Below are 14,524 nucleotides of genomic sequence, written 5' to 3' on the forward strand. Positions count from 1 at the left end.
TTCTTTCTCAGTTTCCTTGAGGAAACTGAGAAAGTTTTCATAAAAATATTATTATAATTGCACTAACTAAATTAGTAGATGTTGATATAATAAAAAACTTATAAACTTTTCGTTATCATAATACTTCATCTGCCCATATATATGAGAAGAGCGCTAATATCTGATGGAGAAATTCCACTAATCCTTGAGGCATGTCCAATAGAGCATGGACGTATAGAGAGTAATTTTTCTAGTGCTTCATGCGATAAAGCACGTATTTTTAAATAATCAAAGTTTTCTGGAATACGAATATGTTCAAGGCGTCTAAGCTTAGACGCCATATACTTTTCGCGTTCAATATATCCTTTATATTTAATATTTATAGAAACTTGTTCTAACTCTTCTTGCTCTAAGCAATTATAAATTACATAAGAATGAATCTTGGGAAGGTAAAGAATATCTTTTATATTAATTTCAGGACGTGTTAAAATCATAGATATTCTAGTAGGAGAAGAAAGCAAAGTACTACCTCTACCCTCTAGTATAGGATTTATAAAATCAGGGCATAAATTGGTTTCATCAAAAAAATGTATGCAGTTTTCTACTTTTTTGAGTTTTATCTCAAGTTCTTTAATACGATTATCATCTACCAGTCCTAGTCTATAAGCATAAGGAGTAAGTCTTTGATCCGCATTATCTTGTCTAAGAAGCAACCTATATTCAGCACGTGAAGTAAACATACGATAAGGCTCTTCAGTACCTTTGGTTACCAAATCATCTATTAATACGCCTATGTAAGCCTCATTACGCATTAAAATAAAAGGTTCTTTATCATAAACTTTATGATGTGCATTAATCCCTGCTATGAGTCCTTGCGCAGCAGCCTCTTCATAACCAGTAGTCCCATTAATTTGTCCGGCGAAAAAAAGGTTTTTTATAAGTTGGGTTTCTAAAGAATGCTTTAATTGTACTGGTGGAAAATAATCATATTCTATAGCATAACCAGGTTTTAAAATTTTCACATTCTCAAATCCAGAAACTCTACGTAACGCTTCGTACTGGATCTCTTGAGGCAGAGAAGTAGAAAAACCATTAACATAAACTTCATAAGTATCCCAACCTTCAGGTTCTACAAATATCTGATGTCTCTCAGATTGGGCAAAACGATAGATTTTATCCTCAATAGATGGACAATAACGTGGACCAGAGCTCTGTATGACTCCATTAAACATAGGAGAACGGTCAAAGCCTAAACGTAAAATATCATGTACCTGAGTATTTGTATAAGTGATATAACAACTACGTTGTTTATCTAGGATAGGAGTTCTTGAATAAGAAAATTTTTGAGGATTTTCATCTCCAAGTTGTTCAATCATTTTTAAATAATTTAAAGATCTGCCATCTACTCTAGGTGAAGTGCCAGTTTTCATACGCCCTTTAGAAAATCCTAATTCTTTAAGTTGTTCACTAAGATTTATAGCAGATTTTTCTGAAATACGCCCACCACTAAACTGTTTTTCACCAATATGGATTAACCCATTAAGAAAAGTACCATTAGTAAGTACTACCGTCTTACTTTTAATTTCCAATCCTAATAAGGTTTTTACTCCTTTAACTTGTCCATTTTTTATGATAAGTTCACTAACGGTATCTTGAAAAAAATCAATTTTATAAATACTTTCTAAAGTTGAACGCCAAACTTGAGCGAAAGCCATACGATCAGATTGTGCTCTAGGGCTCCACATTGCAGGCCCTTTAGAACGATTAAGCATTCTAAACTGAACCATGGTTTTATCAGTAATTATTCCAGAACAACCTCCTAGGGCATCAATTTCTCTAACTATCTGACCTTTAGCTATTCCTCCCATAGATGGATTGCAAGACATCTGAGCAATTGTCTGAAGATTCATGGTAATTAATAATACCGATGACCCCATACGACCAGCAGCAGCTGAAGCCTCAGCTCCGGCATGCCCTCCGCCTACTACTATTACATCATAAACACTTAAAAACATTATCAAATAAATTTCATCTGGGAATATTCGAATTGTTGAAACAACAAACTTAGATAAAAGTCCTCACGCTCACGCATAAGTTTTTTTTGTTTGAATTTTTTATCTTTATATCCTAATAAGTGTAGAACCCCATGTGTCATTACACGGCAAAGTTCTATTCCAAAAGATTGTTTCCATTCCAAAGCATTATCTTTGACCCTATCTACACTAATAAAAATATCTCCGGAGATTATACTCCTATTTTTTGTATAATCAAAAGTGATGATATCTGTATAAAAATTATGCTGTAAATAGAGACGGTTGATCTTTAATAGATATTTATCATCACAAAATATAAAATTGATATCTCCTATATAAGCATTTTCTTTAATTATTAATTCTTTCAACCATTTTTCTAATAGTTTTTTTTTATGTAACTTAAAATGAGTTTCAAAAAAAAAGTAAATCATTACTCTATCATATTTAAGTAATTTTAAATCTCTATGATTTAGTTTTTAATATTTAATTACATTAATTAAAAAACTTATAGTTTTTTTTAAAAATTAGCATCTTAAATTAAGTATTAATTTAGATTTTAAAATATACTAAAAGTGCAATTATAAATAGTTTGTTAAAAAATCGGTTCTCTTTTTCTAGAGGATTATAATACTCGTTTCTAGTAGAGGATTATGGATATAGAATAATAAATTTATTCTATAAGATAGTTTAAACTACTGAAAATCTATATTTTTATATAATAAAAACATTGTTTTATTAAATATCAATTTTAGCTTACTTTAAAAAGTATATAGTTCATTCTATCCGTTTTTATTTATATTATAATCATAATAGATATATCATATATTTATATGATTATCTTTTTTAGTTTAAAAACTAAAAGGGAATGTAGCATTTATAAATTATCTAAGATTACTTAGATAAAATCTCTATATAAAGTTGATTTACTATTTTTATTAGTAAATGTTAACCTTAGTGAGGGTTTCACAGCATTTTAATGAAATTAATTTCTTTTTGAGTTAGAATACGCCATTGTCTTCTTTTAAGTGTTTTTTTTGTGAGACCTCCAAAAGAAACTCGGTCTAGTTTAATAACTTCATAACCTAATTTTTGGAACATACGACGTAATACTCTATTCCAGCCTATATGGAGCTCAATACCTACTTCATTTTTTGATGCTCCCTGAATGTAAGAAATCTCATCTATTTTGACCTTACCTTCTGATAAGCGAACTCCTTCACGTATTTTTTGAAAATCACTACCCTGAACTTTTCTATTTAAAATGACATGATAAATTTTTTTAATTTTAAATGCCGGGTGTGTCATCTTTTTCGCAAGATCTCCGTCATTTGTTATAAGTAGTACACCTGTAGTCTGACGATCGAGTCGCCCAACTGGATAAAGCCTGTAAGGGCAGGCCTTTGACACAAGCTCCATAACCGTTTTCCTATCCCTTTCGTCATGGGTCGTAGTTAAAAACCCTTTAGGTTTATTTATTATAATATATACTTTTTTTTCTGGATAAATATATCTACCATCAAATTTTACCCGATCCTTAAAGTGCACTTTATATCCAAGTTCAGTAACTATTTTCCCATTTATTTCTACTATTCCTGTTTTAATAAGCTCATCAGCCTCTCTTCTAGAGGCTACTCCAGCATTTGCAAGATATTTATTTAATCGTATGCTTTCGGAAGAGTTCTCAGGATTTTTTTTTTGAACTGATTTTCTATCCCCCCTCCCAAAAAAAATATCTTTATGAGAGAAAGAAGAAAGATCCTTTTTTTCCATTTGAATTTTTTATAAATGTATATGTTACTATTTAATTATAGGCTTATATAAAATAAGTCTAGTATTATAATGACATCATAAAATATGTTAAAAAATCACACATTAATTAATTAAAAATATATAATCTAAACAAAAAAAAAATATCTGGGATATTTACCCCCCTCCCTTATAAGTTTATTATAATAATTATATATATCCTATAATTTAAATAGTTAAAAACTAAAAACCACTTTATTTAGTATATTAAAAATTATTGACTGACCAATTTGTTAGTCAAGCCAACCTATATAAATAGAAAATCAATAGTATAAACTATATATTATAATGTATAATATCCCTAAAAAAAATTACCCTTATACTAAGGATAAAAGAAGTAATCGTTCAAATATGTAGAAATAAGTAATTATAAAAAAAAGTTTTGATAAACAATCAATAAAAAATCAGAATAGAGCTTTTTATAAAGCTATATGTAATGTTTTATATCTACTTTTCTGTTGCTTAAAATCTAAAAATGACTTCAGGGCTATAATCCTTTAATTTTTCCCTAGCTATTTCATAATCACCAGCAAAACCCAATAGGAATCCCCCACCTCCAGAACCACATAATTTAAGATAGTAAGTATTTGTATGAATACCTTCATACCAAAGATCACATAGAAACGGAGGGATCATAGGACGTAAATTTTGTAACACCCATGTTGAAAGCGACTTTACATTTTTAAGTAAAGGTTTAAAATTTTCCTTAAGAAAAGCTTCTATACAAATATCATTATATTTCATAAATTCTTTACGAAGTGTTTTTCTAAAACCTCTATTTCTTAATTTATGAAAAAACACTTCAATCATAGAAGATGTACTACTTGAAACCCCTGAGTTAATTAAAAAAATTGCTCCTACTCCATTTTTGATTTTTGGAATATTTACAGTAGAAATATCATTAGTGGAGTGAATAAGTAGTGGTAAATTAAGATAGCAAATTAACGGATCTATTCCAGAACTTTTTTTGTGAAAATATGACTCCATTATACTGAATGTTTTTCTTAAGATAAGAATAGAGTTTTTTTTAAAGGCATTTTTCGGTGAAATACGATTACGCACATAATTTTCATAAATCGCTGCCACTAACGCTCCAGAACTACCTATGCCATAACCCTGAGGAATATTTGAGTGAAAATACATTCCCTTTTCAACATCAGTACAAATAGAGTAAAGATCTAGATCTACTGTAAAATCATCATGCTGTTGTAATTTCTTAAGAAAGTCAGCGTATCTCATCAGAATTTTATTAGAAAGATTTGAAAATATCTCAGACTGACTTTTAAATTTAAGAGTACCTTTGTAGAAATCGTGAGGTATACAAAGTCCTTTAGAATTTTCCATGACAGCATACTCACCAAAAAGAATTAATTTAGCAGGGAATAGAGACTTTTTTATTTTCATTACTAATGAAATGATACTCTGTAAATTTACTAAAAATGCTTTAATTAAAGCTATCTCTATAATAATATCTTTAATTTTTAATATACTTAGCATCTTTACAAGATTTATAAATTCTTTTGTTAGGATTGTAGATCTTATAATTTAGTTATATTAATACTTTATAGATCTTTATTAGATTAATCTCTTTTAAATCATAATTTAAACTTTAAAAACTGATCTTTTCTAACCGTTCATTACCCATTATATAATATTATTCATAATACTATCTTTTTAACTACTTATCAGTAAAGTCCTCTTATAATTCTTTAATCTAAAGAATATAATAGTTCCTAACCCAAATATAATATATATGAAGAATTTACGATTAAAATCTCTATATACTATATCTTCTCTTTCATTATTTTCATATAATGAAATTTGCTTTAACTCAATTAGTATCTTATGTTTATTAACATATAGATAAAGATATCACTTTTTTTTTGTAAACTCTTTTATACATATAATTTTACCTATCTTTTATTCAAGCATAAGATTACTTTCTCAATTACTATTTATTATGTTAAGTTTATTAATAACACAAAAGTTATTGAATTTTATTATAAACTTAGGAGTAAAACATCAATATTAAAGGCGTAAAGTATGACTTTATACTTTTGCAAGTAAAGACCTTCCCCCTGAAAGAATTCTATAAATTTACCGGAATTAACATATTAAAATAACTATAGTTAGTTAAAAGCTGGTTTATAGTAGATAGTTGACAATTAATTGTCTAAAGTTAAGAATATCGTTCAAAAATTGCATTTATAAAAGTATCGTATAGATCATATAAGAAAATATATTCCTTAACTATAATATGTAATTATATCAATAATAATAAGTCTAAAATAGTCGCTAAAACAATTTATATTTAAATATAAAATATGAAAAAAATCGGTTTATACGGTCAAAATATACAAACTGAGAATATTCCTTATATAGTAGAGTTTCTAGAGTATTTAAATAAACATGATATTGAATTATATATAGAACAATTATTTTTTAAGAATTTAAAAAATTTTAAAGAACTTAAAACACTTGATAAACCTATTTTTTATCAAAAAAAAACCATTAATGAAAAATTTCAATTCATTTTTACTTTCGGAGGAGATGGGACTATATTATCAGCTGTAAACTTTGTTAAAGATTCTGGGATTCCTATTGTAGGCATTAATACTGGGAATCTAGGTTTTTTGGCTACTTTTAACAAAAATGCTTTTATTCACAAGTTAGATGGTATCCTTGAACAAAAATTTAAACCTATAGCTAGAAGTCTACTTTATATTGAAGATGATGAAAAGATCTTTAAAAAAACAGCCATGCCTATTGCCCTTAATGAAATTGCAGTACTCAGAAAAGAGACTACTTCCATGATCACTATAGAGGTTTATATCAACAATGAATTTTTAACCTCTTATTGGGCAGATGGACTTATTTTATCTACCCCAACGGGTTCTACAGGTTATTCTTTGAGTTGTGGAGGCCCTATTATTACTCCGGAAAATAAAAATTTTGTGTTAACGCCTATAGCTCCGCATAATTTATTTGCTCGACCACTAATAATTCCAGATAATCAATATATTAAACTTAAAATACATAGTCGTGTTAAAGAGTATTCACTTTCATTAGATGCACGTATCCAATCTTTAAAAACCAAAACAGAACTTACCATAAAAAAAGCGCCTTTTAACATCTACATCATTCAAGATGAATCACAAACTTACTATAAAACACTTCGAGAAAAACTTCTCTGGGGAGCTGATCAGAGAAATTGATCAATAACATGGATCTTTCTCTAAAGAAAGAGAAGTTAATAAAAGACTACAAATCTATAATAATTAATTACCTTTGATGTCCATTTTTTTATAGTTAGATTTTAAGCGGTTCTTTATATAATTTTTCCAATATGAATAATTCTATTCACTATTAGAAAAATTTGTTTTTTAAAAAAAATCATTTATTTTGTCATGTGCCTATGAATATAAATTACTCAAATAAAAATCCCCCCCCCTCCCCGTAGGGGATATGATCTTCAGATATTTATATAAAAATATACATAATGAATGATTTGTAATATTACTTTTAGGGACAAGGGAAGGAGGTTATATATTAAATATAAGTTCTCTTATAAAATAGTTTATATAAAAAATTATATAAAAGGTTATTTTACATAAATACATTATAATAATACAAGCTAAAAAAGGAATATGCCTAAAGTCATTATGCTAATGATTAAATGAACTTAGGTTATAGAGAATGTAAAATCGCAATATAAAATCTTATAAATTTGATTATTTTGAGCTAAAACTGTTGTTATATATCCTAAATAAAAGACATCTATTTATATCTTTAATTAATATCCTCATCTAGGGCAATTATTCACCTATGCAAATGTTATCACAAAATATACATCTTCATAAGATACCAAAACATGTTGCCATTATTATGGATGGCAGTGGTCGATGGGCACAAAAAAAAGGTCTGATAAGAACGATTGGTCATAAAAATTCTATAGGCTCTATAACTTCAACTATTGAAGCTTGTCAAGAATTAAACATCCCGTATATCACACTATACACTTTTTCTTTGGAAAACCGGGAACGCCCAAAGCATGAGATCCATTTTTTGATGGAGTTGCTTTATGAAAACCTTAGAGATAATATTGAAAGAATTCATAAAATGGGGATTCGCCTAATGGCTATAGGCGAAACCCATATTCTTCCCAAAAAACTTTTAGATCAACTCCAATATTCAATAGAAAAAACCGAAAATAACAAAATAGGAACGCTTATTTTAGCACTAAATTATAGTGCTAGACAAGAACTTATTCGAGCTACTAAAATGATTTTAGAGAAGTTAAAAAAAGGTCTAATAAATCTATCAGATATCAACATAGAAACGTATAAAAATTACCTTTATACAGCAGAAATTCCCGATGTTGATTTGATCATACGTACTAGTGGTGAACAACGAATCAGTAATTTTATGCTTTGGCAAGCAGCTTATGCCGAGTTTTATTTTACTGAAGTACTATGGCCTGATTTTAGAAAGAATGACTTTTTTGAAGCTATCTATGCTTACCAAAAAAGAGAACGTCGTTTTGGAAAAACTCAAGAACAAATTAAAGATCAATATTCTAATCTTTCATAATGAAAAATTATTCTTTTACAGTTTTGTTTGCCCTTTTTTATATGAGCATGCTATCAGCTCAAATTCATAAACAAACATTGGGCAAAGATGAGATAACTAATAAAAAACCCAAAGTTTATATTTTAGCGGACATAGATATTAAAGGGACATCAGGACTTAGCAAAAGTCAGATTTTACGTTTTGCCCATTTAAATATAGGAGATCAAATTATAATTCCTGGAAATAAAATTAATCATGCGATAAAGGAATTATGGAATACTCATATGTTTAATGATATAGATATTTATGCATCAAAAATAAATAAGGATCAACTCTATCTCGAAATTTATCTCGAAGAACTTCCCGAGCTTTCCGAGATTGAGGTTGAAGGGATAAAAGAATTGCAATTTGAAAAAATCTTTAAAAATAACCCTATAAAAACTGGAATTAGAATTAGTGAAAATCTATTAAAAAATATTCAGGCTGACATCCTAAAATACTATGAAGAGAAGGGTTATTCAGAAGTAGAAGTTAAGTTTAAAACGTATAAGAACAAGAAAAATAAATCCAATCTAGTTATTTATGTTAAAAGTAATGATCGAATAAAAGTATCTAAAATAATATTTGAAGGTAATAAAGAGTTATCTGATAATATCTTACTTAAAAGCATAAAAAATGCCAAGAAAAAAAGATTTTTTTCTAGTTTGATATTTTCTCCATCAAGGTATATTAGTGATGAGTTCGAACAAGATTTAAAACATATCATAGAAAAATACCAATCTCTAGGATTTCGAGATGCTTATATAGTTTCTCATAATATATGGAAGATAAATAAAAAAAATTACGGTATTAAAATAAAGTTAAACGAAGGACAACGTTATTATCTTGGAGATATTTCTTTTATCGGGAATACAGTGTTTAATGATAAGAAACTTAAAGAAATGCTTAACTATAAAAAAGGAGATTTATATGATTTTATCGGGATACGTAAAAAAATTTGTGATAAGCAATATGATAGCAGTATTTTATCCGCTTATCTAGATAAAGGGTACCTATTCTCTGAAATAACAATTACAGAAAAAATAATAGTAAAAGATCATAATATTATGGATATAGACGTCTATATCAAAGAATATAATCCTACTACTTTAGATAAAGTCACCTTTTCAGGGAACACGTTAACAAAAGATAATGTAATTATACCCGCGTTATTAACATATCCAGGGCATCTATTTTCCAAAATAGATGTCAAACGTACTTTCCTCAATTTATTACAGTTAGGGCTTTTTGAATCAGAAAAAATTATTCCAGATATCATGGTTAACCCCAATACACATTCTACAGATATTAATTGGCAACTCACAGAAAAAGGTTCCAGTCAAATTCAATTCCAAGGCGGTTACGGAAACGGCAGATTACTTGGTACTCTGGCATTAGCATTTAATAATTTTTCCTTTAAAAATATTTTTAAACGGAGAAAATGGAACCCGATTCCTCAGGGTGATGGACAACATATATCTTTATCAGTTCAGGCTGGATATGAGTTTCAATCTTATAGTCTTTCTTTTATAGAACCTTTGATTAACATTAAAAATCTTGCCTCTTTAAATTTCTCTATAAATTATTCTAAACAGAATATAAAAAATAAAAATTCCGAATTAGAATTAGATAGTTCAAAAGTATCTAATTCTGATGCTGAAGAAAAAATTGACACTGAATCTAAATCAGAGACTAATAATTTTTTAACTACTTTTAGTACTTCTTTAAGCCTTATTAAACAGCTAAATTGGCCGGATAACAAATTTAGTATTTGTTCATCTTTAAATTATGAACAGCATAATAAAAATGATATAGATCTAAATGGGCATTCCATAACAAAAATATATAATGATTTAAGCCACTCAATATCAATCCGTCGTATTTCTATAGGGCCAAATATGATATTCCCTACTAATGGTTCAGAATTTAATATCACGGGTATTTTAACTTTTCCTTATTCTTTTTTCAATAAAAAAAACACAAAAAATAATTATGAATGGATAGAATACTTTAAATTTAAAATGCTAGGATATTGGTACAGAGACATTTTTAAAAATTTTATAGCTAAAATAGGAGGTGAGTTTGGTTTTATCAAAAATTATAACTCAGGAAGTATATCTGAATTTCAAAAATTTTTTATAGGGGGGACTAGTTTAACAGGCGTTAGCTTAGGTGGAAGAGATTATATCCCCTTGAGGGGATATCCTAATGCAGGGGATCCAAATCCTACATCACCTATTGCAGTAGGAGGAGGTATAATTTATAATAAGTTTATTTTGGAATTGCGATATCCTGTGTTAATAAATGATATATTAAAAATATGGATGCTATGTTTTTCTGAGGCAGGGAATGTCGGCGATGAATATAAAAAATATAAACTTTTTGAATTAAAAAGATCAGCTGGTTTTGGTGTACGTATATTTATATCTGCTATTGGTCTTATTGGGGTTGATTTTGGATATGGATTTGATAACACTACACTTCCATCAAAATGGCAAACTCATTTTGTAATAGGAAAAGATTTTTAGTAAAACTAAAAAATAGATAGATATAAAAATTAGGGAAAAAGTTTTTTAGTGTTATCTTTTATTTATATCTAAAAATAATTAGGTTAGAATATAAAAAAAATCAAATATATAAAGCTATCTATTATTTTTTTTTTTAAAAAAAAATAACTTGAATATAATATGTATAGATCTTAAATTTGTAATTCTTCAATTCCCTAGTATAAATTGGTGGAGGGGGGGGGAGGATGAGTAAGGAGTAGTATTATGGATATAAAAAAAATGATAACCTTTCCCAAAGATATAAAATTAGAACATATGAAAAAAAGTATTGTATATGCCTCTTTATTATTTATAATCACTTCTTTAGGATTTTCACAATCCCTTAGGGTAGCTCATGTAAATGTTAGTGATGTCATGAATAATTTGTCTGAAGCAAAAACTGTTCAAGAAAAACTCAATGCATTAGAACAAAAACATTCAAAAGAATTACAAAGACTCATTGGGCAAATACAAGCAAAAATACAAGAATGTGAAAAAAGTCCTTCTAATAAAAAGAGTTCTTGTGTTAAGGAAGTTAATAATCTGCAACAGAGAGCTCAAATCTATCAACGTACTGCGGGAGAATCCTTAGTAAAGGAGCAGGAAAAAGCTTTTTCATATATCTATAGCAAAGTAGAAAAGGTTATACGTGAAGTAGCTAATAATAAAAATTTAGAATATGTATTAGATAGCAGTCCTGGAAAAGGAGTGATCGTAGCTAATTCAATAGATCTTACACAAGAGATAAAAAATAAATTAGGAAAATAATGGGCATAGGGGGCTAATTATAGTTAAAGGAGTTTAATTGTTTATGATTTTTAAGTTCTCTCATTATGAGATAATAATCATATTAATGAAGAGGGTTATTCTTTTAAAACTACAAAATATATATATTCTTTTAGAAATAATTTTGTCCTCTTCTTATCTTTTATCCTTATGAAGAGCATTATAAATTACTATATATAAGTAATAGTTTTTTATTATTTAGAGAAAAAATGTGATACAAATTAAATATGTTCTCTTAATATAAGATCTAATCATTTTATGACGTGTATATCTATAGATTTACATATTTTAATAGGTAAGTAGCTTTTAAGTTTAAATTTTTAGTAAGCGATTTTAAATATATTTACTTTGTTTTCTGTAGTATCAGATTAAGTTCAAAAGCATAAATTATTGTTATTATAGTAATAGTAATAATAATTTATTTATTTTTTAACCCCTAAAATAGGGGTTAAGCTCTTAATGTCTATTTTATCTATTGTAATTCTTATGAAGAATAATTTGCTCTAAATTTAGAAGGGGATTAGTATTAGATTATTGTTCAATGTATTTATTTAGATTTTTTCTCTATAAAGATAGACTATTAGTAAGCATAGCACGTAAAATTTATAGTCTTATGCTACAGTAAAATTATCAAAAAGTTTAAATAAAAATTATTGTAGAATTAATCCTAGAAAAGGGGGGAGAAAGATATCTTAATGTAAGATATAAGAATTTCATAAAATTATTCATAGTTTAATTACTTACTAAAAGTAAGTGAAGTTATTTTATAAACCTCTCCGAGAGGAGGTTATTTTTTTTTTCTGATATAACTCAGAAAAACAACTTAAAGTAAAGATAGGCTTAATGTTTAAAAAACTATATATGCTGTATGTAATTTTTATTAGCATATAATTTTATCAATTATATAAAGTAAATATAAAATAAGGAAAAAAGATTTATAGTAGTGTATAAAACGCAGTGGTACCTCCCAGAATCGAACTGGGGACACACGGATTTTCAGTCCGTTGCTCTACCAACTGAGCTAAGGTACCTATACAAGAACGCGTCACAACAAAGCTAATAGAAAATATAATATCTTCCAATATTACATAATTGTTTAAAAAATAAACTTTCTTAATTTTTATTTTAATAAATAAAAAATTACATCTTTGCTTAATTATTGTAAAACTTATTTTGTGTGTTTTATTTTGTGTGTTTACGAAGATATCTTAATAGTATAGTATTTTTTATTTTATGTCCTTTATTTACAGGACTTCAAGCTCAGGTGTTGTCTATCTCTTCCTATAGTAATTACGGAATTGGAGAAAAACTTATAGATAATGACATCTTAATAAGAAGTATGGGGGGAATTTCAACTGCTTATAAGTCTATCTTAGGAAGTGGAATTAATTTTTCTAATCCAGCTTCTAATTATGGAATTAGCTATACTATTTTTTGTCTTGAAGGTAATTCCATCTGGGTGACATATTCTGGGGATAATGCTTTTAATTCGAGAAATACTTTCTATTTTTCAAAAATTTCTTTTGGATTCCCTTTAACCGAAAGATGGTTTATGGCTCTATCTGCCCAGCCTTATAGTGGTCATATTAATCATCTCTCAGAAAAATCTTATCCTCCTATAAGTTCTAATCCATCGATAAACAATATAGAAGGATCTGGAAATATAAATGCATTGCAAACTCTAGTGAGTTATACTATTAACGATAGGATTCAAATAGGGGCTACAGCAGGTTATATTCATGGAATCATAGAGAGAAATTATAAACAGATTCCATCTGATAAAACGTTACAGTTCTTAAATTTTAACTCTGAAATTAAGCAATTAGAGATAAAACTAGGAGCCCTTTACAGTACGGAATTAGATAATGGTAAAAAGTGGATTATGGGAACTACTTATTCTACCGGATTTAAAATTGGAGGAGATATTCCTAATCAAGGAAAAAAATATAAAGAAATTAAAGATAATTCTTCTAAGTTGGAAGAAGCTCCATTCCATATACCAAATTCCTTTAGTTTAGGGGTTGCCTATGAGAAAGATCTCAATTGGCTACTTAGCTTCCAATTCGACTGGAACAAAATGAGTGAATTAAATTCTTTGAGATTCCCCAAAGGGGAATTTCCCCAAGAATGGGAAAATAGTCAACGGTTTTCTCTAGGAGGATATTGGATACCTAAGTATAATTCTCATAAGGATTATTTTTCAGGACTAATCTATAGATGTGGAATTTTTTATAAAAAAACAGGGTTATTCCTTTTTAATCAGTCAATTAACGATTATGGAATAAATTTTGGAATAAGTCTTCCCTTAAAAAGGGAAGATGATGTCTATAAGCAGGTTCCTTCTTATTTTAATATAGGGGTTGGATTAGGGCAAATGGGAAGCGTCCAGAAAGGGCTTATTAGAGAAATTTATATAACTTTAAGAGTTAGCTTTACATTTGGTTCTAAATGGTTTGAAAAAACAGTTTACGACTAGTTATATTTTTTATAAACTTTATAAATTAATGAGCCTTAAAATACGATGAAGGTTTTATTTGAAAATATATTTTGTTTTCTGGCCTTTTATCTTACATGTCAGTTGTAATAGTAAAAAGAATAATTATACATTAAACAAAGCCCTTATCTCTAATCGGGGGTTAAACAAGCGCATATCCTCAATAAAGTTTCAGGAGAATTAAAAATGGATATCAAAAGCGTCTTTAGTTGAACAGTACCAATCTGAAAAAGGGGAAAGTCTAAAATCCCTCCCTGAGGGGATATATATAA

General features: G+C 28.0%; 9 protein-coding genes and 1 tRNA gene. 5 read left to right on the forward strand and 5 right to left on the reverse strand.

The features are described 5' to 3' along the window. Positions 1-125: 125 nt before the first annotated feature. The 4 genes from mnmG to ACUBP5_RS00505 all read right to left on the reverse strand — a co-directional run bounded on the left by mnmG (position 126) and on the right by ACUBP5_RS00505 (position 5,216). Positions 126-1,994 carry a tRNA uridine-5-carboxymethylaminomethyl(34) synthesis enzyme MnmG gene (gene mnmG / locus ACUBP5_RS00490; protein ID WP_482168359.1) on the reverse strand — a complete coding sequence of 623 codons (1,869 nt, stop codon included), beginning with the start codon at positions 1,992-1,994 and terminating at the stop codon, positions 126-128. Between the two features lie 2 nt (positions 1,995-1,996). Further along, positions 1,997-2,443 carry an rRNA maturation RNase YbeY gene (gene ybeY / locus ACUBP5_RS00495; protein ID WP_482168360.1) on the reverse strand — a complete coding sequence of 149 codons (447 nt, stop codon included), beginning with the start codon at positions 2,441-2,443 and terminating at the stop codon, positions 1,997-1,999. A gap of 532 nt (positions 2,444-2,975) precedes the next feature. Then, positions 2,976-3,782, reverse strand: coding sequence for a pseudouridine synthase (locus tag ACUBP5_RS00500; RefSeq protein ID WP_482168361.1), 807 nt, complete (start codon positions 3,780-3,782; stop codon positions 2,976-2,978). 498 nt (positions 3,783-4,280) lie between these two features. After that, positions 4,281-5,216: a GHMP family kinase ATP-binding protein gene (locus tag ACUBP5_RS00505; protein ID WP_482168626.1), complete on the reverse strand. Its 936-nt coding sequence runs from the start codon at positions 5,214-5,216 to the stop codon at positions 4,281-4,283. Positions 5,217-6,142: 926 nt separating this feature from the next. On the opposite strand from ACUBP5_RS00505, the gene ACUBP5_RS00510 reads away from it, so the two are divergent. From ACUBP5_RS00510 to ACUBP5_RS00525, 4 genes are all read left to right on the forward strand, one after another. Further along, positions 6,143-7,033 carry an NAD kinase gene (locus ACUBP5_RS00510; protein WP_482168362.1) on the forward strand — a complete coding sequence of 297 codons (891 nt, stop codon included), beginning with the start codon at positions 6,143-6,145 and terminating at the stop codon, positions 7,031-7,033. A 616-nt stretch (positions 7,034-7,649) separates the two neighbouring features. Further along, positions 7,650-8,408: a polyprenyl diphosphate synthase gene (uppS, locus tag ACUBP5_RS00515; RefSeq protein WP_482168363.1), complete on the forward strand. Its 759-nt coding sequence runs from the start codon at positions 7,650-7,652 to the stop codon at positions 8,406-8,408. Beyond that, positions 8,408-10,954 (forward strand): BamA/OMP85 family outer membrane protein, encoded by a 2,547-nt coding sequence (locus ACUBP5_RS00520; protein WP_482168364.1) that lies wholly within the window; start codon positions 8,408-8,410, stop codon positions 10,952-10,954. The genes uppS and ACUBP5_RS00520 overlap by 1 nt, the downstream gene beginning before the upstream one ends. Positions 10,955-11,248: 294 nt before the next feature. Continuing rightward, positions 11,249-11,740, forward strand: a complete 492-nt coding sequence (locus tag ACUBP5_RS00525; protein ID WP_482168365.1) for an OmpH/Skp family outer membrane protein — start codon at positions 11,249-11,251, stop codon at positions 11,738-11,740. A gap of 976 nt (positions 11,741-12,716) precedes the next feature. Here ACUBP5_RS00525 and ACUBP5_RS00530 read toward each other — a convergent pair. Then, positions 12,717-12,789: transfer RNA gene (locus tag ACUBP5_RS00530), tRNA-Phe, on the reverse strand. A 146-nt stretch (positions 12,790-12,935) separates the two neighbouring features. Here ACUBP5_RS00530 and bamG point away from each other — a divergent pair. Then, entirely contained in the window at positions 12,936-14,234 is a 1,299-nt protein-coding gene (gene bamG / locus ACUBP5_RS00535) for a BamG family beta-barrel-assembly machinery protein (protein WP_482168366.1), read from the forward strand. The last annotated feature ends 290 nt before the right edge of the window (positions 14,235-14,524 follow it).

The organism is Candidatus Insignibacter tubulum, from assembly GCF_056790205.1.

Bases quoted from the DNA above. Each gene is read 5' to 3' on its own strand.
- mnmG (WP_482168359.1), bottom strand. From the start codon at position 1,994: ATGTTTTTAAGTGTTTATGATGTAATAGTAGTAGGCGGAGGGCATGCC.
- ybeY (WP_482168360.1), bottom strand. From the start codon at position 2,443: ATGATTTACTTTTTTTTTGAAACTCATTTTAAGTTACATAAAAAAAAA.
- ACUBP5_RS00500 (WP_482168361.1), bottom strand. From the start codon at position 3,782: ATGGAAAAAAAGGATCTTTCTTCTTTCTCTCATAAAGATATTTTTTTT.
- ACUBP5_RS00510 (WP_482168362.1), top strand. From the start codon at position 6,143: ATGAAAAAAATCGGTTTATACGGTCAAAATATACAAACTGAGAATATT.
- uppS (WP_482168363.1), top strand. From the start codon at position 7,650: ATGTTATCACAAAATATACATCTTCATAAGATACCAAAACATGTTGCC.
- ACUBP5_RS00520 (WP_482168364.1), top strand. From the start codon at position 8,408: ATGAAAAATTATTCTTTTACAGTTTTGTTTGCCCTTTTTTATATGAGC.
- ACUBP5_RS00525 (WP_482168365.1), top strand. From the start codon at position 11,249: ATGAAAAAAAGTATTGTATATGCCTCTTTATTATTTATAATCACTTCT.